The sequence below is a fragment of the Mixta sp. genome, from assembly GCF_024610815.1.
GTDB lineage: Bacteria > Pseudomonadota > Gammaproteobacteria > Enterobacterales > Enterobacteriaceae > Mixta > Mixta calida.
The window spans coordinates 1-23,690 of record NZ_JANION010000145.1 but is presented as its reverse complement, the minus strand read 5'-3'; the positions used below and the strand labels follow the sequence as shown (position 1 = coordinate 23,690).

Sequence of the window (23,690 nt, the reverse complement as noted above, 5' to 3'; positions counted from 1 at the left end):
TGCCCACACAGATTGTCTGATAAATTGTTAAAGAGCGGTGCGACCGGCGTTTCGTGCCGTTGTCGCGAGGTGGCGTATATTACGCTTTCCTCTTTCAGAGTCAACCCCTTTTTCAGAAGTTTTTCTCCGGCGATTCAGACTTCGCTGAACCGCTCAACACCGCATGGCGTAAGCCGTTGTGCCGTGTCGATGGGGGCGCATTATAGGGAGTAATTCGGGGCTGACAAGTGCTAATTTCAACTTTTTTATCGTTCGCTGAAATTTCGTGCAGAACGCCTGTTTTTAGCCCTGTTTTATCCGTGCAGGCAGGTCGGCAATGCTGTCCAACACCCAATCGGCCGCCTTTTCGCCTTCGACGGTGACCGCTTTGCCGCTGCGCACCAGCACATTGGTGCCAACGCCAGCTGCTTTGCCCGCCAGGACATCATCAATCTTATCGCCTACCATATAGGAAGCGGTCATATCGATATTAAGGTGCTTCATCGCGCTCAGCAGCATGCCGGGCTGCGGCTTGCGACAGTCGCACTCCTGACGATACGCTTCAACCGCCGCTTCAGGATGATGGGGGCAATAGTAGATGCCGTCAAAGTCCACGCCTCTGTCGGCCAACGACCAGTCCATCCACTCGGTGAGCTGCATAAACGTATCTTCGCTAAACATGCCGCGCGCGATGCCGGACTGGTTCGTCACCAGCACCAACGCATATCCCATCTCTTTCAGCTCGCGCATCGCTTCAATAGCGCCGTCGATAAACTGAAAATCATCAATCTCATGGACATAGCCATGATCCACATTCACTGTGCCATCGCGATCGAGAAAAACCGCCGGTACTTTAGCCGTCACGTAGAAACTCCTGCTGCCGAATTTGTCTGTCAGTATCGCATGATTGTAATAAAAGAGAGAATGGCAGATTGAATCTCTCTGATTGATTTGGACGTCTGGATGCCTTAACATCCGTTTCAACTTTTTGTCGGTCCGCTCAGGCAAAAACAGAAAACACCACGGATAACTACATCGCGATAGATAATAAGTAAATCAATGATAAAACTTTCCCATATTACTAAAGTCTTTCAGCAGGGCTCGCGCACTATTACCGCGCTGTCCGATGTTAGCCTGCATGTGCCCGCCGGGCAGATTTACGGCGTCATCGGCTCATCCGGCGCCGGTAAAAGCACGTTAATTCGCTGCGTCAACCTGCTGGAGCGCCCGACTTCAGGCAGCGTTCTGGTCGATGGTCAGGAACTGACGACGCTTTCCGAAAGCCAGCTTACGCTGGCGCGCCGCCAGATCGGCATGATTTTCCAGCATTTCAATCTGCTTAACTCCCGCACCGTATTCGGCAACGTAGCGCTGCCGCTAGAGCTGGACAATACGCCGCGCGAAGCGGTAAAAGCGCGCGTCACCGAGCTGCTGGATCTCGTTGGTCTTGGCGACAAACATGACGCCTGGCCAGCGAACCTTTCCGGCGGACAGAAACAGCGCGTCGCTATCGCCCGCGCATTAGCCAGCAGCCCGAAAGTGCTGCTGTGCGACGAAGCCACCAGCGCTCTCGATCCGGCGACCACGCGCGCAATTCTGGAACTGTTGAAAGATATTAACCGCCGTCTCGGCATTACCATTCTGCTGATTACGCATGAAATGGATGTCGTGAAACGCATCTGCGATCAGGTTGCGGTTATCAGCAACGGTCAGCTGATTGAAAAAGACAGCGTTAGCGAAGTCTTCTCCCATCCTAAAACGCCGCTGGCGCAGCAGTTTATTCAGTCGACGCTGCATCTGGATATTCCGGAAGATTATCAGCAGCGCCTGAAGGCTGCATCGACGGCGGAAAGCGTGCCGCTGCTGCGCCTGGAGTTTACCGGTCAGTCGGTGGATGCGCCGCTGCTGTCGGAAACGGCGCGTCGCTTCAACGTTAACAACAACATTATCAGTGCGCAGATGGATTACGCGGGCGGTGTGAAGTTCGGCATCATGCTGGCGGAAATGCACGGCAGCGAGCAGGAGACGCAGGGCGCGATCGCCTATTTACAGCAGCACCATGTAAAAGTAGAGGTATTAGGGTATGTCTGAAGCAATGATGTGGTTGTTGGCCCGCGGCATCTGGGAAACGCTGATGATGACCTTCGTCTCTGGCTTTTTTGGCTTTGTGCTCGGTCTGCCGGTCGGCGTGCTGCTCTATATCACCCGTCCCGGTCAGATTATGGCGAACAACAAGCTTTATCGCGTGATGTCCGCGCTGGTGAATATTTTCCGTTCGATTCCTTTTATCATCCTGCTGGTCTGGATGATCCCTTTTACTCGCGCCATCGTTGGCACCTCGATCGGCCTGCAGGCGGCGATCGTTCCGCTGACCGTCGGCGCCGCGCCTTTTATCGCGCGTATGGTGGAAAATGCCCTGCTGGAGTTGCCTACCGGACTGATTGAGGCGTCACGCGCGATGGGTGCCACGCCGATGCAGATCATTCGTAAGGTTCTGCTGCCGGAAGCCTTGCCGGGGCTGGTAAATGCGGCCACTATTACCTTGATTACGCTGGTCGGCTATTCCGCCATGGGCGGCGCGGTCGGCGCAGGCGGACTGGGGCAGATCGGCTATCAGTACGGCTACATCGGCTATAACGCCACGGTAATGAATACCGTACTGGTATTGCTGGTTGTCCTGGTGTATCTCATTCAGTTCTGTGGCGACCGCATCGTTCGTGCAGTCACACATAAATAAGCAACATCAATTCTCTCTATTAAGGAAGGGATATGTCTTTTACATTTAAAAAGATTGCTGCGGTAAGCGCGCTTCTGGGCGCCATGGCTCTGGCAGGATGTGGACAGGAAGAGAAAGATCCAAACCACATTAAAGTGGGTGTGATTGTGGGCGCCGAGCAGCAGGTTGCTGAGGTCGCGCAGAAAGTGGCGAAGGACAAATATGGTCTCGACGTCGAACTGGTCACCTTTAACGATTACGTGCTGCCGAACGAAGCGTTGAGCAAGGGCGATATCGATGTTAATGCCTTCCAGCATCAGCCCTACCTGGACGGGCAGATCAAAGACCGCGGCTATAAGCTGGTCTCGGTCGGCAAAACCTTCGTCTACCCTATCGCGGGCTACTCGAAAAAAATCAAATCGCTGAACGATCTGCAGGAAGGCGCTCAGGTAGCGATTCCTAACGATCCGACCAACCTCGGCCGTTCCCTGCTGCTGTTGCAGAAAGTGGGTCTGATCAAGCTGAAAGATGGCGTGGGTCTGCTGCCGACCTCGCTGGATATCGTGGAAAACCCGAAAAAGCTGAAGATTGTCGAGCTGGAAGCGCCGCAGCTGCCGCGTTCGCTAGATGACGCTCAGATCGCGCTGGCGGTGATCAACACCACTTACGCCAGCCAGATTGGGCTGACGCCGGCAAAAGACGGCATCTTTGTAGAAGATAAAGACTCCCCTTACGTCAACATGATCGTTGCGCGTGAAGATAATAAAGACGCAGAGAATGTGAAGAAATTTGTTCAGGCCTATCAGTCTGACGAAGTCGCTGACGCCGCGAATAAAATCTTTAACGGTGGCGCCGTTAAAGGCTGGTAATTACCGCGCCCGGCTGCGCGTTTTAAGCGCCAGCCGCCGCTTACAGGCGTTACTGCATATCATCAGGCGGCCCGTCGATCGGCCGGTACAGCGTATTCTGCGCTTGCCGTCCGGTTAGTCGGGCCGCCTTTTTGCTTCTCAGCTAAGACGATCGCAACTTGTCATTTCATGGATTGCTTGCTTCAATAACGCCAATTTTAAGAAACGAGGACAGTTTAATGCGTGCGTTACCGCTCTGTTTGTTGGCGCTTTCGCTGACAGGATGCTCTTTGCTGCATAAGCCCTATAAGCCCATTACCCCGCCCGCAGCCAGGCCGACGCCCGTTGAAACGCATACCCGTTCTGCCGTGCGCCCAACGCCGGTGAAGCTCTATACCGATATGAACGAGCTGCTGAGCAATCCGTTCCGCGATTTAGGCGAGGTTTCGGGAGAAGATTGCCAGACCAGCCGTCAGGGCTCGCCAGCCAATATCAATACCGCGCGTAAGCGCATGCAGATCCGCGCCTCTTATATGAAGGCCAATGCTGTCCTGCTGCATAAATGCGAAGTGGTGAACGAAAGCCAGGGCTGCTATCGCCAGGCCGTTTGTCAGGGCACCGCGCTGAAAGTCTCCGACAGTAAATGAGCCATTTCACCTTTGAACAGATCGGCGTGATTCGCTCACCGTGGAAAGAGAAGTTCGCCGTTCCACGTCAGCCGGGCCTGATTGAAGATGGCGGCGGCGAGCTGCATCTGCTGCCGCCCTATAATCAGCAGGCGGCGGTGCGCGGTCTGGAATCCTTCAGCCATTTGTGGCTGCTGTTTGTATTTCACCAAACGATGGAGGGCGGCTGGCGTCCCACCGTGCGCCCTCCCCGTCTCGGCGGCAACGCGCGAATGGGCGTTTTCGCCACGCGCTCGACCTTTCGGCCTAATCCAATCGGCATGTCGCTGGTCGAACTGAAAGGCGTTCGCTGTCAGAAAGGTCAGGTGATTCTGGAACTGGGTAGCCTCGACCTGGTCGACGGCACGCCGATTGTGGATATCAAGCCTTACCTGCCGTTTGCCGAGGCGCTGCCGCAGGCGCGCGCGGGCTTTGCGCAAGAGGCGCCGTCGGCGGAAATGCCGGTGCGTTTTTCCGCGCTGGCGCAGCAGCAGCTGGCCCGTAATGAGCCACGTTATCCGCAGCTGGCGCGTTTTATCACGCAGGTGCTGGCGCAGGATCCCCGCCCGGCCTACCGCAAAGGTGAAGAGCCCGACCGCGAATATGCCGTCTGGCTACTCGATTTTAACGTGCGCTGGCGCGTAACGTCAGAAGGGACCGAAGTCGTGGCGCTCGATGCGCGCTAATTTGTTCTCCCTTCTCTTTTGAGGTGCATCACTCGCTGGTACACTAACCGCCACTTTCAGGTCATGCTTTGACTGTTTTCCGTCCAAACTGGAATCTTACAGATGCGTACTACTCAATATCTGCTCTCCACGCTTAAGGAGACGCCGTCCGACGCCGAAGTGATCAGCCATCAGCTGATGCTGCGCGCAGGGATGATTCGTAAACTGGCTTCAGGTCTTTACACCTGGCTGCCGACGGGCTTACGCGTACTTAAAAAAGTTGAAAACATCGTGCGCGAAGAGATGACCAACGCCGGCGCGATTGAGATCTCAATGCCAGTGGTGCAGCCAGCCGACCTGTGGCAGGAGAGCGGCCGCTGGGAACAATACGGTCCTGAACTGTTGCGTCTGGTCGACCGCGGCGATCGTCCTTTCGTGCTGGGTCCGACGCATGAAGAAGTCATTACCGATCTGATCCGCAACGAGCTGAGCTCTTACAAGCAGTTGCCGCTGAATCTGTTCCAAATCCAGACCAAGTTCCGCGACGAAGTGCGTCCGCGTTTCGGCGTCATGCGCTCGCGCGAATTCATCATGAAGGACGCCTATTCCTTCCATACCTCGCAGGAGTCGCTACAGGAAACTTACGACGCGATGTATCGCGCCTATAGCGAAAGCTTCAGCCGCATGGGGCTCGACTTCCGCGCGGTCCAGGCGGATACCGGCTCTATCGGCGGCAGCGCTTCGCATGAATTCCAGGTACTGGCGCAGAGCGGCGAAGATGACATCGTCTTTTCTACCGAATCTGACTACGCCGCCAACATCGAACTGGCGGAAGCAGTCGCGCCGGCAGGCGAGCGTCCGGCACCGTCTCAACCGCTGACCCAGATTGATACGCCGAACGCTAAAACCATCGCCGAGCTGGTTGCGCAGTTTAACCTGCCGGTTGATAAAACGGTGAAAACCCTGATCGTGAAAGCGAGCGAAGAGAGCGGCCACCAGCTGGTTGCGCTGCTGGTGCGCGGCGATCATGAGCTGAACGAAGTCAAAGCGGAAAAAGTGTCTATCGTCGCCGCACCGCTGACCTTCGCCCCTGAAGAAGAGATCCGCGCCGCCGTAGGCGCAGGCCCTGGTTCGCTGGGTCCTGTCGGCCTGACGCTGCCGGTTATCGCCGATCGCACCGTGGCAAAAATGAGCGATTTCAGCGCTGGCGCCAACATCGACGGCAAACACTTTACCGGCATCAACTGGGGCCGCGATCTGCCCGAACCGTTGCAGATCGCCGATCTGCGCAACGTGGTGGAAGGCGATCCAAGCCCAGACGGTAAAGGCACGCTGCTGATCAAACGCGGTATCGAAGTGGGCCATATCTTCCAGCTGGGCACCAAATATTCTGAAGCGATGAAGGCGGCGGTTCAGGGCGAAGATGGCCGCAACCAGACGCTGACCATGGGTTGCTACGGCATCGGCATCACCCGCGTGGTGGCGGCAGCGATTGAGCAGAACCATGACGACCGCGGCATTATCTGGCCAGCCGCGCTGGCGCCGTTCCAGGTCGCCATTCTGCCGATGAACATGCACAAATCTTTCCGCGTGAAAGAGCTGGCGGAAGAATTGTACGCCACGCTGCGCGCCAAAGGCATCGACGTGCTGTTGGACGATCGTAAAGAGCGTCCGGGCGTGATGTTCGCCGATATGGAGCTGATCGGCATTCCGCACACTATCGTGCTGGGCGATCGTAACCTGGATAACGACGAAATCGAATATAAAGCGCGCCGCGCCGGTGAGAAGCAGATGATCAAACGCGATCGGATTGTGGATTTCCTGGTGGAAGCGATTCAGGGCTAAGCGTTTTATTCATCATAAAAGCCACCCACGCGGTGGCTTTTTTATTGCCTGCATATTGCCTATATTACCTTGCCGCGCAGCGCCTTCGTCGCGCTGCGCTGCGCTTTTCCTTCCAGCCGCCGCCGCTTAGAGGCCAGCGTCGGACGCGTAGCGCGGCGCGTTTTCTCCTCCGCCGTCAGCTCCCGAATCAGGTTTTCCAGCCGTTTAAGCGCAGCTTCCCGGTTCATCTCCTGGCTGCGGTACTCCTGCGCTTTGATGATCACCACCCCTTCGGCGGTGATCAGGTGATGGCTGGCGTCAAGCAGGCGCGATTTATAAAACGCCGGCAACGACGAGGCGCGAATATCAAAACGCAGATGGATGGCGGTCGCGCTTTTATTCACATGCTGTCCCCCAGCGCCCTGCGCGCGGATCGCGCTTATTTCGATTTCAGCGTCGCTGATAGTGACATTGCGTGACAGTACAATCATATATCCTGCTTGCTTAATAAGTGGTGGTGCGCAGCCTGTTTCGGCTGCGCAGCCTTTATAACGCGGGCATTCTTCTCTGCTACAGTGTGACGCCCATCGGTAAAAGGTCAATTATTTTGACCGCCTGTTCATCCCGGCGACCTGCGCCGCCGCTCTCCCATCGCCGCCTATCCGCTTTCCCTTTCTGCCGCACGCCAGGATAAATCCCTGACGTGAACAGGCTGATTTCCCGCTGGGGGCTGTGTTATAGTCGCTTAAGTCGGAGATTTACGCTCTGAAAGGAGGTGCATGTGCAGCAATATTGTGATTTGGTTCGTCAGAAGTACGCTGAAATCGGCGGCGGCGAACTGGGATACGTGCCCGACGCCATAGGTTGCGCGTTAAAAACACTGAATGAGATAGCGGCGAATTCTGCGCTAGACTCTTCTGTCAGGGAACAGGCAGCGTATGCTGCTGCAAACTTAATGGTGAGCGATTATGTTGACGAATGAAGCCTACAAACCGATCAATTGCGACGATTATGATAGTCTGGAACTCGCTTGCCAAAAACAGTGGACGCTGGCTCTGGAACTCAAGAACGGCGAGCAGCTTAAGGTGAAAGCCAACGATATGATCACCCGTAAAAACGTGGAGTATCTGGTGGCGGACCTCAGCGGCGAAACGCGCGAGCTGCGTCTGGATCATATCGCCAGTTTCAGTCACCCGGAACTGGGCACCGTTGTCGTCAGCGAGTCTGATTAAACCTGCGGGCGGGCTTGTCCCGCCCTGCGTTATTATGGCTTCAGCGAATGGTAATACGTCGCCAGATCCGCCATATCCTCATCGCTTAATCCGCTAACGAACGCCTTCATCACCTCTGCCTGACCACCGCTACGCTCCCCTTTCTTATAGGCCTGCAACGCATGCTGCAAATAGTCGGCATTCTGCCCAGCCAGATTGGGATAAAGCGACACCGACGCCTTGCCTTCCGCACCGTGACAGGCGCTACAGGCGGCCGCTTTTTCCTGACCCGCGGCGATATCGCCTGCGGCCAGCGCAGGCGCGGTAAACGAGGCCAATAGCACTATCAGCACGCTTTTCATTGCAATTCTCCATGTTGTGGTTGTTGCCAGGCGATGCGCAAACCATGGCCCGGCGCGGGGCTTCCGTCACGGCAAACAAAAGTATTCAGCGCGGCGATCAGCGTATCGTTATAAAAAATCAGCGGCGTGCTTTCACGTCGCCAGGGCGGTACGCCGCACTCCTGCCACAGTTTTTTAATTGGCCGATGTCCGCCGCGTCCGATAATGGCGAAGCTGCCCTGCGCCTGAAAGCGCACGGTAACGCTTTCATCGGCGCGCGGCGGGCGGATTTCAATGCCCGTTTCCGCCAGCCGCAGCACGCCCAGACCGTGCGGCAGCGAAAGCGGCTGCCGCACGTCAGACCAGGGCAGCACCGCGTCGCGCACCGATGGACGCAGCGGCAGCCAGTAAAGCGCCTGACGATAGCGGCGCAGTTCGAATTCCCCCAGCTGTAAACGGGGAGCCGCGTCTTCGCGCGCGCAGATGACCTCCTGCCAGATACGCTGAATGGCGTCGCGCGACGGCATTTTACCGCCGCAGGCGGCAATCCAGCGTCGCAGCAGCGCGGCGCGTCTCGCCTCGCTCAGCGCGGCGAATCCGGCGATGCGCAACGCGCCGTCCGGCTGCGTCAGCGCACGCAGCGACTCCGCCAGCAGCTCATCCAGCAGCTGCTCCTGCTCGCCGCACAGCGCCGCGCTGCGCGCCACCGCCTCAGAAAAATGGGGCCATCTGGCGTTCAGGCGCGGTACGATCTCCTGTCGTAAAAAATTGCGGTCATAACGCGTGTCCTGGTTGCTTTCATCCTCTATCCAGCGCAGCTGATGCTGTTGCGCCCAGCTTTCCAGCGCCTCGCGACGGCAGCGCAGTAGCGGGCGCAGCAGACGATGGCCCCCCAGCGTCAGGCTGGCGGGCATCGCCGCCAGACCGGCCGGACCGCTGCCGCGCTTCAACGCCAGCAGCAGCGTTTCACACTGATCGTCAAGGTGCTGCGCCGTCACCAGCGCTTCGCCAGCCTGTAAATGCTGACGAAAGGCGCGATAGCGTCCTTCGCGCGCCGAGGCCTCAATACCGCCTTCGCTACCGTTCACCGCAATTTTCACCGTCTCCAGCGCGACCTGCCATGCATCGCAAACGGTGCGGCAGTGCTGCGCCCAGCGATCGGCGTGTGGGCTAAGTCCGTGATGGATATGGATCGCGCGCAGCTGGAGATCCTGATGCTGGCGCAGCAGCGTCAGCTGATGCAACAGAACGGTAGAATCCAGACCGCCGCTGAATGCCACCAGCAATCGCCGTTCACCGGCCAGTCGTTGTTCAAGTTGTGCAAGCTGCGTCATCGGGAAACCTGTTACGGAAAAACGGCCATCGCAGGATGGCCGTCAAAGCGGATATTTTACGCCTGGTAGAGCTCCAGCGGCAAATTATCGGGGTCGTGGAAGAAGGTAAAACGCTTGCCGGTCAAAGGATCGACGCGCACCGGTTCATATGCGACGCCCTTTTCCTGCAGAAAGCGGCAGGCGTCGTCGATATCTTCAACGGCAAAGGCGAGATGCCGCAGGCCGCAGGCTTCCGGGTGGCTCACTCTGGCTGGCGGCGCAGGGAAAGAAAACAGCTCAATCATATACTGGCCGTTCAGCGCCAGATCGCCTTTCCATGAATCGCGCGCTTCGCGCCAGACTTCCTGTTGCAGCGTAAAGCCGAGGATATCGCAGTAGAACGCCTTGCTGCGCGCGTAGTCGCTGGCGATGATCGCAATATGATGAACCTGTTTAATGCCCAGCATAACTTCTCCTTGAGGGTTTCGCTTATCGCAAGTGGGTACGGTTACGAGCGGGATTTTACTGCATGTCCTGCCGCTTTCTTCATGCGGCCGCCAGGCCGTTGGCCGCCTTGTAAACCGCAATGTCGCACCCTACCTGCTCGCCCGCCGTCAGGCAAGGCGGCAAACTCTGCAAAATCAGCGTTCACCCGCCGGTATCGCCGGTTCATCCTGCTTCAGCACGCGCACCAGATAGCGCCCATCTTCCGTCAGCCTGGCACCGTGAATATCGGTTTCAAAGCCAGGATAGTGACGGCCAATCGCGCACAGCATTAACAGGAAATCGAGTACCGGGCGGCTCGCCTCGGTGATCCTCTCTCCCGGCATCACCAGCGGCACGCCGGGGGGATAAGGCAGGATCATATTAGCGGAAACGCGATCGATCATCTGGTCGATTTCCACCGTTTCCACTTCCCCTTTTACCTGTAGCTGAAACGCCTGATGCGGCGTCATCTTCATTTCCGGCAATACGTCGAAAGCTTTCAGCATCAGGCGCGGCAGATCGTGTTGACGGATCAGCTGATGAATGCCCTGCGCCAGCGTCTGAATACGCATATTGCGGTAGAAATCGGGATCTTCGGCATAGAGATCCGGCAGGATATTTTTCACACGCAGATTAAGATCGTAGGCGCGCTTAAAGTCCAGCAGCGCGCGCAGCAGCCCCATCGCCCGCGTTTTATCGATACCGATGCTGAACAGGAACAGCAGGTTGTACGGCCCGGTTTTTTCTACCACGATGCCGCGTTCGTCGAGGAACTTCGCTACCAGCGCCGCCGGGATCCCCTCGTCCGCCATCACCCCCTGCTCGCTCATGCCCGGCGTCAGAATGGTGACTTTGATCGGATCGAGATACATATGATCGCGATCCGCATCGGCAAAGCCGTGCCACTCCTCGTCGCCGGGCTGGATCGGCCAGCATTCCGCTTCATCAATGCCGTCCGGCTGCCAGATATCGAAGAACCAGCTGTCAGATTCTTCACGCAGTCGCTGCACCTCGCGGCGGAAGTGGAGCGCTCGTTCCACCGAACGGTTTATCAGCCGACGGCCAGGATTGCCACGCAGCATCGCCGCCGCCGTTTCGATCGAGGCGACGATCGAATAGTTGGGCGAAGTGGTGGTGTGCATCATATAGGCTTCATTAAAAGTCTGTTCGTCATAGTCGCCTTTAATATGGATCAGCGAAGCCTGAGAGAAAGCGGCCAGCAGCTTGTGCGTCGACTGAGTTTCATAAATCACTTTGCCGGGCGTGCGCTCGCCGCTCATGCCGCTTTTACCGGCGTAGATAGGATGGAAATTAGTGTAAGGCACCCAGGCGGAATCGAAATGGATCGACGGCACCTCCAGCGTCTCTTTGATATATTGGGTGTTATAGAGCAGGCCGTCGTAGGTGGAGTTAGTGATCACCGCATGTACCGGCCACGCGGCGTGTTCGGTTTGCGCCACCTTCAACGCGATGCTTTCGCGCGTGAATTCGCGCTTTGGAATACCGCCGAGAATGCCCAGCGCGTTGCGCGTCGGCTTCAGCCAGATCGGCACGATATCGCTCATCATCAGCAGATGGGTTAGCGATTTATGGCAGTTGCGATCCACCAGCATGGTGCTGCCCGCTGGCGCGGCGTACATGCCGACAATTTTATTCGAGGTGGAGGTGCCGTTGGTCACCATATAACTCTGCTCGGCGCCGAAGGTGCGGGCGATATACTCCTCCGCCTCCAGGTGCGGCCCGGTGTGATCGAGCAGCGAGCCCAGCTCGGTCACCGAAATCGACGTGTCCGCCTTCAGCGTGTTGGGGCCGTAGAAGTCGTAAAACAGCGTGCCGACCGGGCTTTTTTGGAAAGCGGTGCCGGCCATATGGCCTGGCGTGCAGAAGGTATATTTTCCCTCTTTCACATAGGTGAACAGCGCGCGGGTTAACGGCGGCGTAATGTTATCGATATATTCGTCGGTATACTGCCGGATGCGCTGGGCGATGTCCTCCGCCATATCGAGCGCGTACTCAAAGAACCACAGCGCCATGCGCATCTCATTGATGCTGATGTCCATTGTGGAGTGGGTATTGATAAAGGCGTAGAGCGGCAGGTACTCGTTAAGCTGATTAATCTCGCTGCATAAATCGAGACTGTACTCATCCCAGTCAAAAATCACGCCGCAAATGCGGGGATTATGCTCAATCAGCTTCACCAAATCATTGGCGTCTTTCGGATAGATCGGTTCAAAACCCTGATTTATCAGCGCCTGATGCAGCTGGCGCATGGGTTCATCTTTATAAAAAGCGTTATGCGGTCCCATTATCGCAATAATATTCAATTAGCACCTCCTGGCGATGGGCGATAAAGAATAAGCATAGCGAAGATGCGCAGCGGCAGGAGAAATGAAGCGACGAAGCGAGAATAATCCGCATCGAAAACGCTGAATGACGGTATAAAAAAGGCGGCCCGAAGGCCGCCTTTTTTACGCGCTACGCATCATGCGTAGCCGTAGTTCATCAGACGATGATAGCGGCGGTTAAGCAGCTCTTCGGTGTTCAGCCCATCCAGTTCGGCGAGATCGGCCAGCAGCTGCGCTTTCAGCGAAGCGGCCACCGCCAGCGGATCGCGATGCGCGCCGCCCAGCGGTTCCGGGACAATCGCGTCGATCAAATCCAGTTCTTTCAGACGCGGCGCGATAATGCCCATCGCTTCCGCCGCCAGCGGCGCTTTATCCGCGCTTTTCCACAGGATAGAGGCGCAGCCTTCCGGTGAAATAACGGAATAGGTGCTGTACTGCAGCATGTTGACCTTGTCGCCCACGCCGATAGCCAGCGCGCCGCCGGAACCGCCCTCACCAATAACGGTGCAGATAACCGGCACTTTCAGGCCAGACATCTCACGCAGGTTGCGCGCAATCGCCTCAGACTGACCGCGCTCTTCCGCGCCCACGCCAGGGTAAGCGCCCGGCGTGTCGATAAAGGTAATGACAGGCATCTTGAAACGCTCGGCCATTTCCATCAGGCGCAGCGCTTTGCGATAGCCCTCCGGCGCCGGCATACCAAAGTTACGCCGAATCTTCTCTTTCGTTTCACGGCCTTTCTGATGGCCGATGATCATTACCGGACGTCCATCCAGACGCGCAATGCCGCCGACAATCGCCTTGTCGTCAGCGTAGGCGCGGTCGCCTGCCAGCTCGTCAAAGTCGGTAAACACGTTACGGACATAGTCCAGCGTGTAAGGACGCAGCGGATGACGCGCCAGCTGCGCGATCTGCCACGCGCCCAAATCGGCGAAGATTTTACGCGTCAGCTCTACGCTTTTTTCACGCAGACGCTGAATCTCTTCATCCAGATTAATATCGTGTTTTTCATCCTGACGGCCAACCGACTTCAGGGAGTCGATTTTCGCCTCCAGTTCTGCGATTGGCTGTTCAAAATCCAGGTAATTAAGACTCATAATGTTCCTGTTTTAGTCAAACTCCAGTTCCACCTGCTCCGATCCTATCAGCGATCGCAGGTCATTCAGCAAACGATCGCAGGGAGATACGCGCCATGCTGCGCCAAAACGCAGTCTGGCCCGCGCATCCGCTCTCTGATAGTAGAGATGTACCGGAATTGTCCCCGAACGATGGGGTTCCAGAGACTGACGGAGACGGTTTAAAAGCTGGTCATCAATTTGCCTGTCCGTCAGCGAGATAGCAAGTCCACGCGCATATTTTTCACGTGCTTCGTCGATATCCATCACTTCACGGGCGGTCATTTTAAGGCCCCCGCTGAAGTCATCAAAGCTGACCTGTCCGCTGACGATCAGGATACGGTCTTTTTCCAGCAGCTGCTGGTATTTATCAAGCGCATCTGTGAACAACATCACCTCCAGACGACCGGAACGATCATCCAGCGTGCAGATGCCAATACGGTTGCCGCGTTTAGTGACCATAACGCGGGCCGCCACCACCAAACCGGCCGCGGTAGTGATTTTACCGCGATCGGTCGGATGCATGTCTTTCAAACGCACGCCGCCGACGTAGCGTTCAATCTCTTTCAGATACTGGTTGATGGGATGGCCGGTCAGATAAAGCCCCAGCGTCTCCCGCTCGCCGTCCAGCCGCACCTGCTCCGGCCACGGCGTGATGCTGGCATAGGATTGCTCTACCTGCTCCGGCTCCTCCGCCAGTACGCCGAACATATCCGCCTGCCCGATCGCCTCCGCTTTGGCGTGCTGATCCGCCGCCTTCAGCGCATCGCCCAGCGCGCTCATCAGCGCCGCGCGATGCGGCCCCAGACGATCGAAGGCGCCCGACATGATCAGTTTTTCCATCACGCGGCGGTTGATTTTCTTCGGATCGGTGCGCGCGCAGAGATCGAACAGCTCGCGGAAGTAGCCATCTTTATTTCGCGCCTCAATGATCGCTTCGATCGGACCTTCACCGACGCCTTTAATGGCGCCGATGCCGTATACGATCTCGCCGTCATCGTTGACGTGGAACTGATAGAGGCCGGAGTTGATATCCGGCGGCAGCACTTTCAGCCCCATGCGCCAGCATTCATCCACCAGGCCGACCACTTTCTCGGTGTTGTCCATATCGGCGGTCATTACCGCCGCCATAAACTCGGCCGGATAGTGCGCCTTCAGCCACAGCGTCTGGTAAGAAACCAGCGCATAGGCGGCGGAGTGTGATTTATTGAAGCCGTAACCGGCGAATTTTTCCACCAGATCGAAGATTTTCATCGACAGCTCGCCGTCGATGCCCATGCTCTCCGCGCCCTCTTTAAACACCGAGCGCTGCTTGGCCATCTCCTCCGGCTTCTTCTTACCCATGGCGCGACGCAGCATATCCGCGCCGCCGAGCGTATAGCCCGCCAGTACCTGGGCGATCTGCATCACCTGTTCCTGGTAGAGAATGATGCCGTAGGTCGGTTCCAGCACCGGCTTCAGCGACTCATGCTGCCACTGAATATCGGGGTAGGAGATCGCTTCGCGCCCGTGCTTACGGTCGATAAAGTTATCCACCATTCCCGACTGCAACGGGCCGGGACGGAACAGCGCCACCAGTGCGATCATATCTTCGAAGCAGTCCGGCTTCAGACGCTTAATCAAGTCTTTCATGCCGCGCGATTCAAGCTGAAAAACCGCTGTGGTTTCCGCGCGCTGCAGCATATCAAAGCTTTTTTTATCATCCAGCGGAATCGCGGCGATATCGATCGGCGCCTCGCCCTGCTTCGCCCGGCGCGCATTAATCATATCCAGCGCCCAGTTGATGATGGTCAGGGTGCGCAGGCCGAGGAAGTCGAACTTCACCAGACCGGCGTATTCCACGTCGTTTTTATCAAACTGGGTAACCGGGTGGTTGCCGTTTTCATCGCAGTAGAGCGGCGCGAAGTCGGTGATTTTGGTCGGCGCGATCACGACGCCCCCGGCGTGCTTGCCGGCGTTGCGCGTCACCCCTTCCAGCTTGCGCGCCATATCGATCAGCGCCCTGACCTCTTCATCGGCCTCATAGATTTCCGGCAGCTGCGGCTCGGCGGCGAACGCTTTTTCCAGCGTCATACCCGGATCGGGCGGCACCAGCTTCGAGATGCGATCGACGAAACCGTAAGGATGGCCCAGCACGCGGCCCACGTCACGGATAACCGCTTTCGCCGCCATGGTGCCGAAGGTGATGATCTGCGATACCGCGTCGCGCCCGTACATATCGGCAACGTGTTCAATCACCTGATCGCGTTTTTCCATGCAGAAATCGACGTCGAAGTCGGGCATGGAGACGCGCTCCGGGTTCAGGAAGCGTTCGAACAGCAGGTCGAATTCCAGCGGATCGAGGTCGGTGATCTTCAGCGCATAGGCCACCAGCGAGCCGGCGCCCGAACCGCGTCCCGGTCCGACCGGAATGCCGTTATCTTTCGACCACTGGATAAACTCCATGACAATCAGGAAGTAGCCGGGGAAACCCATCTGGTTGATAACGTTAAGCTCGATCTCCAGACGTTCGTCATATTCCGGCCGCTTCTGCGCCCGAACCTCAGGATCGGGGAACAGGAACGCCAGACGCTCCTCCAACCCCTCGCGCGAACGCATCACCAGAAAGTCTTCGGTGGTCATCTCGCCGGTGGGGAATTTCGGCAGGAAATATTCGCCAAGCCGTACCGTGACGTTACAGCGACGGGCGATCTCTACGCTGTTTTCCAGCGCTTCCGGGATGTCGGAGAAGAGTTCGCACATCTCCTCCGCGCTGCGCATATATTGCTGCGGACTGTAGTTGCGCGGGCGTTTAGGATCGTCCAGCGTATAGCCGTCATGAATCGCGACGCGAATCTCATGCGCGTCGAAATCCTCTTCATTAATAAAACAGACTTCATTGGTCGCCACGACCGGAACGCCTTCCGCAATTGCCAGCTCGACGGCGGCATGCAGATAGCTTTCCTCATCAGGACGCCCGGTGCGGATCAGCTCCAGATAATAGCGATCGGGAAAGTGTTCCTGATAGAAGGCGAGACACTGCGCCACCAGCGCCTGATTGCCGCGAAGCAGGCTGCGGCCCACGTCTCCGCGGCGTCCGCCAGAGAGCAGAAGCAGCCCTTCGCTGAATTCCGCCAGCCAGTCGCGATCGATCGTTGGCCCGTTAACGCCGTAGCCGCGCTGGTAGGCGCGTGAAATCAGCAGCGTCAAATTCTGGTAGCCAGTATTGTTCATCGCCAGTACGGTGATTTGTGTCAGCTCGTCGCCCATCAGCTCGCTGGCGACGAGAAAATCGGCGCCGATAATCGGCTTAATGCCAGCGCCGTGCGCCGTACCGTAAAACTTCACCAGTCCGCACAGGTTGGTGAAATCCGTGATCGCCATCGCCGGCATACCGAGCGCGGCCGCTTTCTTCACCAGCGGGCCGGTCTTCGCCAGTCCGTCGACCATCGAATAATCGCTGTGGATACGCAGATGAATAAAACGTGGTTCGGCCATCTTTCTTTCCGGTTAACTGCAGCAAAGCGCGCTTAGCGCGCAGATTCAGCGGTGAGATGTTTTACTTCAAGGTCCAGGAGCGCATTGCGCACCGGCGCAAAACTACGACGATGGTGCGGCGTAGCGCCATGTTCTGTCAACATCGCCAGATGCTGTGCGGTGGGATAACCTTTATGCTGCGCAAAGCCATACTGCGGGAAAACATGATCCAGCTCCGCCATTTCGCGATCGCGCGTGACTTTCGCCAGAATGGAGGCCGCGCTGATTTCAGCGACCAGGCTATCCCCTTTCACCACCGCCATTGACGGCATCGGCAGCGCCGGACAGCGGTTGCCGTCGATCAGCACATAATCAGGCTGTATCGTCAGACCAGCGACGGCGCGCTGCATCGCCAGCATGGTGGCGTGCAGGATATTGAGCTGGTCGATCTCGTCCGGCTCGGCGCGTCCGAGGCTCCAGGCCAGCGCCTTCCCTTTGATTTCATCATACAGCGCCAGGCGCCGCTTTTCGCTGAGCTTTTTGGAGTCCGCCAGGCCGACGATGGGACGCGCGGGATCGAGGATCACCGCCGCCGTCACCACCGCGCCGACCAGCGGTCCGCGCCCCACTTCATCGACGCCAGCGATCAGCCGCGCGTCGGGATAGATAAATTCAGCCATTCGCCAACTCCAGTACGGCCTGCGCCGCTTGTTCATCGGCATTCCAGCGGATCTGCTGGTGTAGTTCGGTAAAGGTTTCCAGCAGGCGCGCGCGCGTTTCGCCCGCGCCCAACAGCGGCTCCAGCGCGGCGGCGAGCCGCTCCGGCTGGCAATCGTCCTGTAGCAGCTCCGGCACCAGCTCGCGACCGGCCAGCAGGTTCGGCAGCGATACATAATCGGTTTTCACCAGCCGCTCGGCCAGCCAGAAGGTAACCGGCTTCATACGATAGCCGACTACCATCGGGCACTTCGCCAGCATGCACTCCAGCGCGGCGGTGCCGGATGCCAGCAGCGCCGCATCGCTGGCGATCATCGCCTCACGGCCTTTACCGTCCAACAGGTGTATCGGCAGTTCGGGCGCAACCTCGGCTTTGATCTGCTCAAACTGTTCGCGCCGCTGCGCGTTGACCAGCGGCACCACGATCTCCAGCTGCGGCCATTTCTCACGCAGCAGCATCGCGGTTTTTAGAAAATCGGCGCTGAGCAACTCTACTTCCGCCCGACGCGAGCCGGGCAGCAACGCCAGGCAGAGCGCCTTTTCGTCGATGCCCAGGTCGCGACGCGCCGCCGTCTTATCGGGCTGTAGCGGCATAGCATCCGCCATAGTGTGGCCGATAAAACGGCAGGGCACATCGTAGCGATCGTAAAAGGCTTTTTCGAACGGCAGGAACGCCAGCACCAGGTTAGTGGCGCGACCGATTTTAAATACCCGATTCTGCCGCCACGCCCAGACTGAGGGGCTGACGTAATGGATCGTGCGGATGCCGCGCTGCTTCAGGCGACCTTCCAGGGTAATGTTAAAATCGGGCGCGTCAATGCCGACAAAAACGTCCGGCTTTAGCGCGGTGAAGCGACGGGTCAGATCGCGGCGGATTTTCAACAGGCGCCGCAGTCGTCCCAGCACTTCCACAATGCCCATGACCGCCAGCTCTTCCATGTCGTACCAGCTTTCACAGCCTTCCGCCTGCATACGCGGCCCCGCCACGCCGACGAAGCGGGCGTCAGGGTGTTTTGCTTTCAGCGCGCGAATGAGACCGGCACCAAGAATATCGCCGGAGGTTTCTCCGGCGACAAGGGCAATCGTTAAGGGACGAGCAGCCATGGGTTAACGAATCAGACCTCGCGTTGAGCGGGCGAAGAAATCGTAAAACGGCTGAACTTCAGCGTGCTCTTTCGCCAGCGCTTCGATTTCCGGCTTGACCTCTTCCAGCGTTTTTCCGCTGCGGTAAAGCAATTTATAGGCGTTACGAATCGCGTGCAGCCCTTCTTTGCTGAAACCGCGGCGTTTCAGGCCTTCGATATTGATGCCGTACGGCGTCGCGTGGTTACCCTGCGCGATGACGTATGGCGGCACATCCTGCGCCACGCCAGAACAGCCGCCCACCATTACGTGCGCGCCGATAATGCAGAACTGATGCACCGCCGTCATGCCGCCGATAATGGCGAAATCATCCACCGTCACGTGTCCGCCGAGCGTCGCGTTGTTGGCGAAGATGCAGCGGTTGCCGATGATGCAGTCATGCGCAATATGTGCATTGACCATCAGCAGGTTATCGCTGCCGATACGGGTTACGCCGCCGCCCTGCACCGTCCCGCGATGAATAGTCACGCTTTCGCGAATGCTGTTGCGATCGCCGATTTCAACGCGCGTCGGCTCGCCCGCATATTTCAGATCCTGGTTCACCTCACCGATAGAGGCGAACTGGGTAATAATATTGTCTTTGCCAATGCGGGTATGTCCGTTCACCACCACATGAGACTTCAGAACGGTGCCCTCACCGATTTCAACGTTGGCGCCGATATAGCAGAACGGGCCAATGTGAACACGAGCGCCGATAACGGCGCCCTCTTCGATGATCGAGCTTGGATGAATTACGGCGGTTGCATCAATCACGTATTACGCCTCCCGGCTACGGGCACACATCATGGTCGCTTCACAAACAATCTTGCCATCAACGGTAGCGACGCCTTTAAAGCGCGTCAGGCCGCGACGGGTTTTCTCGAAAGTCACTTCCATAATCATCTGATCGCCTGGCACTACCGGACGCTTGAAGCGCGCTTCATCGATTCCGGCGAAGTAGTACAGCTCGCCTGGCTCAAGTTTGCCCACGCTTTTAAACGCCAGAATACCTGTCGCCTGCGCCATCGCCTCCAGAATCAAAACGCCCGGAAAAATCGGCTTACCAGGGAAATGCCCCTGGAAAAACGGTTCGTTAACAGAGACGTTTTTCACGGCGCGCAGATATTTATGCTCTTCGAACTCCAGGACACGATCGACCAATAAAAACGGATAACGGTGCGGCAGTAGTTCTAAAATCTCTTCAATATTCAGAGTATGAGTTTCAGTAGTCAAAATACTCTTCCTGTCCTAAAAATTCTGATGGCATCAATAACACGGCCTGCACCGATCCGGACGATCATCGGCAGGCCGCAAATTAGTTTATGTGGCGCCTGGCTTCCCTGCTTAGCATGTTTTATTTATGAAAGCCGGACAGACGCGGGATGGATGTACGTTTAGTCGTCTTTGCCGACTTTACGCTCGATGGCTTTTAAGCGTTTGCTCATTTCATCGATATTCATCACCAGCGCTGCAGTTTTACGCCAGGTTTTATTGGGTTGCAGCGGAATGCCTGAGGAGTATACCCCAGGTTCAGTGATGGGCCGCATCACCATTCCCATGCCGGTGACGGTCACTTTGTCACAAATTTCCATGTGGCCGTTAATCACACTAGCTCCACCGATCATACAGTAACGACCGATTTTCAGGCTACCTGCCATGATCACACCGCCAGCAACGGCAGTATTGTCGCCAATCACGACGTTATGTGCAATCTGGCACTGGTTATCAATGATAACACCATTACCAATCTGAGTGTTATCCAGCGCGCCGCGATCGATGGTGGTACAGGCGCCGATTTCGACGCGATCGCCGATAATCACCGATCCCAACTGCGGGATTTTCACCCAGTTACCGCGGTCGTTGGCATAACCGAAGCCGTCTGCGCCGATCACCGTGCCCGACTGAATCAGGCAGTGCTGACCGATGCGGATGTCATGATACACCGTCACATTCGCCCACAGACGTGAGCCAGCGCCGATATGGGTATTTTTGCCGACAAAGCAGCCGGCGCCGATCACCACATTATCGCCGAGCACCACGCCCGATTCGATAACGGCGTTCGCGCCGACGGAAACATTGCTGCCCAGACTGGCGCTGGCGTCGATAACCGCGCTCGGCGCGATATTCTCCGCTGGCTGCGGCGTGGTATCTAACAGCTGCGCCATACGCGCATAGGTCAGGTAAGGGTTTTTAACCACCAGCGCGGCGCTTTTGCACCACGGCAGATCCGCTTCTGTCAGCACCACGGCGGAAGCCTGGCACTCGGCGAGCTGCTCACGGTAGCGGCTGTTGGCGAGGAAAGTGATTTGACCGTTTTGGGCGGAGTGCATAGAAGCAATGCCGGAGATGGCGATATCGCCATCTCCGTGCAATTCTGCATCCAACTGCTGGGCTAAATCAGCCAGTCGAATTGAAGACATTGATTATTTAACCTGTTTCAGAACGTCAGCCGTGATGTCTTTCGCATTAGAAGCGTAAGCTACCGCGTTGGCGTCGATCACGACATCATAACCTTCGCTGTCGGCGACTTTCTTCACTGCGTCCTGAATGCGGCTCAGCAGCTTGTTACGCTCTTCCATCTGGCGACGACGGTTGTCCTGCTCGAAAGCCTGCGCTTTAGAAGAGAACGCTTCGCGCTGGGACATGATATCTTTTTCCATGCGGCTGCGTTCGCTGGCCTTCATGGTAGAGGCATCACGCTGCAGGCGCTGCATTTTTGCCTGAAGATCACGTTCCTGGCTCTGCAGATCGGTGGCGCGGCCTTTGAACTCGTTTTCCAGCTGCTTCGCAACAGTGGCACGTTGCGGTAACTGTTGGAAAATGCTGGACACGTTTACCACGGCAATTTTATCAGCAGCCTGAGCGCCTGCGGAAACCGCTAAAGCGAGACCCAGACCTGCGGCACACAACAACTTTTTCACTATTAACTCCTTACCATCAACGTTTGTGTCAAAGACACAGATTTACCTGATACGCCAGCCAATGGGCGAACCCGAAGACCGGCGCACAGTGCGATACTAATCGCTATGCTTCCCTGAAGCGGAGGTTACCAGGTTTTACCAATGTTAAACTGGAACTGCTCCGCTTTATCTCCATCATATTTCTTGAACGGCTGGGCGTAAGAGAACACCAGCGGGCCCAGAGGCGACATCCACTGCAGCGCCAGGCCGGCGGACATACGGATATTGCCCGGATCGCTGTAGTCCGGTATACCGGCCGCACGGCTTTCCGCAGTGTTTTCCCAGTTGGTATCCCATACCGTACCGGCATCGACGAACAGCGAAGTGCGCACCGAGTTAGCGTACTTCTCGCTGATAAACGGCGTCGGGGTAATCAGCTCAAGGCTGGCCACCGCCATCGCGTTGCCGCCCACCGCATCGTCCGATTTACACAGGCTCTGATTGCCTGAACAGGTTGATGAGTTATCGTTGATATACGCCGCTTTCGGGCCGATGTTGTTAGAACGGAAGCCGCGTACCGTGCTGGAGCCGCCAGCATAGAAGTTCTCATAGAACGGCAGCTCTTTGCCGCCCAGACCATCGCCGTAGCCGACGCGACCGCGACCCAGCAGTACCCAGGTATGGTCGTCATTAATCGGCATATACTGCTGCGTATCCAGCGTCACTTTATAGAAGTTGTTGTCCGATCCCGGAATGGTGACTTTACCGTTCAGGTTGGTACGGTTACCGGCGGTGGGGAAGAATCCACGGTCCAGGTTGTTGTACGTCCAGCCATAGTTGAAGGTGAAGTCATCGGCGGAATATTCCGCATCGCCGGAAAGCGACGGATTCTGATCGACCGAGCGCAGATAACGCCACATCGCCACCTGCGGCTGCATGTTGGAGAGGTCGTTATGCACATAGCCGAGGCCGACGCGTAGCGTATTGTTTTCATTGACCGGGAAGCCGAGCGTGCCATCCAGACCATAACTCTTGTTGGTATAGTCAGAGAGGTCGGCGTCGTCCGCTTTAAAGTCGTTATAGAAAATACGTCCGCCGAGGCTTACCCCATCTACCGTGAAATAAGGATCGGTCAGGGAGAATTCTGCGTAGGTCTGGTAATCATTTTTGGTGCCGCTGATGCCAACGGTATTACCGGTGCCCAGCCAGTTATCCTGGGTCACGCCGACCTGGAAGCTGACGCCGCTCTCGGTGCCGTAGCCGATACCGAAGTTAAAGGTGCCGGTGTTGCGTTCTTTCACCTTATAAACCACGTCAACCTGATCCGGCGTGCCCGGTACGCGCTGCGTATCGACGTCGACGGTTTCAAAGTAGCCGGTGCGATTCAGACGCTCTTTGCCCTGCTCGACCAGGTTGCTGCCCAGCCATGCGCCTTCCATCTGACGCATTTCACGGCGCAGCACCGCGTCTTTCGACGTGTCGTTGCCTTCGAAGCGCACCTTACGCACGTAGTAACGGTTGCCCGCGTCGACGTTGACGTGCAGCTTAACGGTCTTATCGGCATCGTTAATTTCCGGCTGCGTGACGACGCGCGGATAGGCGTAACCATAACGGCCCAACAGCTGCTTAATGCTGTCTTCCATTTTGGTCACTTTGGTGCCGTTATACAGCTCGCCAGGCTGTACTTTCGCCAGGCTTTCAATCTCGGCGGAGTGCCCTGCCATGCTGCCGTTCACCACCACGCCGGAAAGCATGTACTGGTCGCCTTCGTGGATATTGATGGTGATGTAGATGCCTTTTTTATCGGGCGTCAGACTCACCTGCGTGGAGTCGATGTTGAAACGGGCGTAGCCGCGATCGAGATAGAAGCTGCGCAGCGTTTCTAAATCGCCGGCCAGTTTCTGTTTCTGATACTTGCGGTCGCCGACCAGGTTCCACCATGGCACCTCATCACGCAGCTGAAAACGCGAGATCAGTTCATCGGAGC

Annotated in this window: 23 protein-coding genes; 8 read left to right on the top strand and 15 right to left on the bottom strand. The window is 57.0% G+C overall.

What is annotated here, in order from left to right:
* Positions 1-282: 282 nt before the first annotated feature.
* Positions 283-843, bottom strand: coding sequence for a D-glycero-beta-D-manno-heptose 1,7-bisphosphate 7-phosphatase (gene gmhB, locus MYY08_RS10660; protein WP_038627993.1), 561 nt, complete (start codon positions 841-843; stop codon positions 283-285).
* A gap of 195 nt (positions 844-1,038) precedes the next feature.
* Between gmhB and metN the strand changes: the two genes are divergently transcribed.
* The 6 genes from metN (at position 1,039) to proS (ending at position 6,718) form a co-directional block, all read left to right on the top strand.
* On the top strand, positions 1,039-2,070 hold the full coding sequence (metN, locus tag MYY08_RS10655) for a methionine ABC transporter ATP-binding protein MetN (RefSeq protein WP_038627996.1): 1,032 nt from the start codon (positions 1,039-1,041) through the stop codon (positions 2,068-2,070).
* Positions 2,063-2,716: a methionine ABC transporter permease MetI gene (locus MYY08_RS10650; protein ID WP_038627999.1), complete on the top strand. Its 654-nt coding sequence runs from the start codon at positions 2,063-2,065 to the stop codon at positions 2,714-2,716. Before metN ends, MYY08_RS10650 begins: the two co-directional genes overlap by 8 nt.
* Positions 2,717-2,748: 32 nt before the next feature.
* Complete coding sequence (locus tag MYY08_RS10645) at positions 2,749-3,564, top strand: MetQ/NlpA family lipoprotein (RefSeq protein WP_038628001.1); 816 nt, start codon at positions 2,749-2,751, stop codon at positions 3,562-3,564.
* 218 nt (positions 3,565-3,782) lie between these two features.
* Positions 3,783-4,190, top strand: a complete 408-nt coding sequence (rcsF, locus tag MYY08_RS10640; protein ID WP_038628004.1) for an envelope stress sensor lipoprotein RcsF — start codon at positions 3,783-3,785, stop codon at positions 4,188-4,190.
* On the top strand, positions 4,187-4,894 hold the full coding sequence (gene tsaA / locus MYY08_RS10635) for a tRNA (N6-threonylcarbamoyladenosine(37)-N6)-methyltransferase TrmO (RefSeq protein ID WP_084971491.1): 708 nt from the start codon (positions 4,187-4,189) through the stop codon (positions 4,892-4,894). Before rcsF ends, tsaA begins: the two co-directional genes overlap by 4 nt.
* A gap of 102 nt (positions 4,895-4,996) precedes the next feature.
* The gene (gene proS / locus MYY08_RS10630; protein WP_084971493.1) at positions 4,997-6,718 is read left to right on the top strand and encodes a proline--tRNA ligase; all 1,722 of its coding nucleotides are present in this window, start codon (positions 4,997-4,999) and stop codon (positions 6,716-6,718) included.
* Between the two features lie 59 nt (positions 6,719-6,777).
* Here proS and arfB read toward each other — a convergent pair whose 3' ends face one another.
* Entirely contained in the window at positions 6,778-7,188 is a 411-nt protein-coding gene (gene arfB, locus MYY08_RS10625; protein ID WP_038628011.1) for an alternative ribosome rescue aminoacyl-tRNA hydrolase ArfB, read from the bottom strand.
* Between the two features lie 290 nt (positions 7,189-7,478).
* Here arfB and MYY08_RS10620 point away from each other — a divergent pair, with 290 nt between their 5' ends.
* Positions 7,479-7,679 (top strand): YaeP family protein, encoded by a 201-nt coding sequence (locus tag MYY08_RS10620; protein ID WP_038628013.1) that lies wholly within the window; start codon positions 7,479-7,481, stop codon positions 7,677-7,679.
* Entirely contained in the window at positions 7,666-7,929 is a 264-nt protein-coding gene (rof, locus tag MYY08_RS10615; protein WP_038628016.1) for a Rho-binding antiterminator, read from the top strand. The genes MYY08_RS10620 and rof overlap by 14 nt, the downstream gene beginning before the upstream one ends.
* 32 nt (positions 7,930-7,961) lie before the next feature.
* Here the strand turns inward: rof and MYY08_RS10610 are convergent, their stop codons facing one another.
* From MYY08_RS10610 to bamA, 13 genes are all read right to left on the bottom strand, one after another.
* Positions 7,962-8,270, bottom strand: a complete 309-nt coding sequence (locus MYY08_RS10610; protein WP_038628018.1) for a c-type cytochrome — start codon at positions 8,268-8,270, stop codon at positions 7,962-7,964.
* Positions 8,267-9,583 carry a tRNA lysidine(34) synthetase TilS gene (gene tilS, locus MYY08_RS10605; protein ID WP_038628020.1) on the bottom strand — a complete coding sequence of 439 codons (1,317 nt, stop codon included), beginning with the start codon at positions 9,581-9,583 and terminating at the stop codon, positions 8,267-8,269. The genes MYY08_RS10610 and tilS overlap by 4 nt, the downstream gene beginning before the upstream one ends.
* A gap of 56 nt (positions 9,584-9,639) precedes the next feature.
* On the bottom strand, positions 9,640-10,029 hold the full coding sequence (locus MYY08_RS10600; protein ID WP_038628023.1) for a VOC family protein: 390 nt from the start codon (positions 10,027-10,029) through the stop codon (positions 9,640-9,642).
* A 174-nt stretch (positions 10,030-10,203) separates the two neighbouring features.
* Positions 10,204-12,372, bottom strand: a complete 2,169-nt coding sequence (locus MYY08_RS10595; protein WP_190296530.1) for a lysine decarboxylase LdcC — start codon at positions 12,370-12,372, stop codon at positions 10,204-10,206.
* Positions 12,373-12,530: 158 nt separating this feature from the next.
* Positions 12,531-13,490, bottom strand: coding sequence for an acetyl-CoA carboxylase carboxyl transferase subunit alpha (gene accA / locus MYY08_RS10590; protein ID WP_038628027.1), 960 nt, complete (start codon positions 13,488-13,490; stop codon positions 12,531-12,533).
* A 12-nt stretch (positions 13,491-13,502) separates the two neighbouring features.
* Positions 13,503-16,985 (bottom strand): DNA polymerase III subunit alpha, encoded by a 3,483-nt coding sequence (gene dnaE / locus MYY08_RS10585; protein ID WP_038628030.1) that lies wholly within the window; start codon positions 16,983-16,985, stop codon positions 13,503-13,505.
* Positions 16,986-17,017: 32 nt separating this feature from the next.
* A complete protein-coding gene (rnhB, locus tag MYY08_RS10580) occupies positions 17,018-17,644 on the bottom strand; it encodes a ribonuclease HII (protein WP_159378827.1) in 627 nt (208 codons plus the stop codon).
* Entirely contained in the window at positions 17,637-18,785 is a 1,149-nt protein-coding gene (gene lpxB, locus MYY08_RS10575) for a lipid-A-disaccharide synthase (protein ID WP_190296527.1), read from the bottom strand. Before lpxB ends, rnhB begins: the two co-directional genes overlap by 8 nt.
* Positions 18,786-18,788: 3 nt before the next feature.
* Complete coding sequence (gene lpxA / locus MYY08_RS10570) at positions 18,789-19,577, bottom strand: acyl-ACP--UDP-N-acetylglucosamine O-acyltransferase (protein WP_038628038.1); 789 nt, start codon at positions 19,575-19,577, stop codon at positions 18,789-18,791.
* 3 nt (positions 19,578-19,580) lie between these two features.
* Positions 19,581-20,036, bottom strand: a complete 456-nt coding sequence (gene fabZ / locus MYY08_RS10565; RefSeq protein WP_038628041.1) for a 3-hydroxyacyl-ACP dehydratase FabZ — start codon at positions 20,034-20,036, stop codon at positions 19,581-19,583.
* A gap of 161 nt (positions 20,037-20,197) precedes the next feature.
* The gene (gene lpxD / locus MYY08_RS10560; protein ID WP_038628043.1) at positions 20,198-21,223 is read right to left on the bottom strand and encodes a UDP-3-O-(3-hydroxymyristoyl)glucosamine N-acyltransferase; all 1,026 of its coding nucleotides are present in this window, start codon (positions 21,221-21,223) and stop codon (positions 20,198-20,200) included.
* Positions 21,224-21,226: 3 nt separating this feature from the next.
* Positions 21,227-21,724: a molecular chaperone Skp gene (skp, locus tag MYY08_RS10555; protein WP_038628045.1), complete on the bottom strand. Its 498-nt coding sequence runs from the start codon at positions 21,722-21,724 to the stop codon at positions 21,227-21,229.
* A 125-nt stretch (positions 21,725-21,849) separates the two neighbouring features.
* Positions 21,850-23,690 (bottom strand): outer membrane protein assembly factor BamA (gene bamA, locus MYY08_RS10550; RefSeq protein ID WP_288014014.1); only part of this gene is annotated, 1,841 nt, incomplete at its 5' end.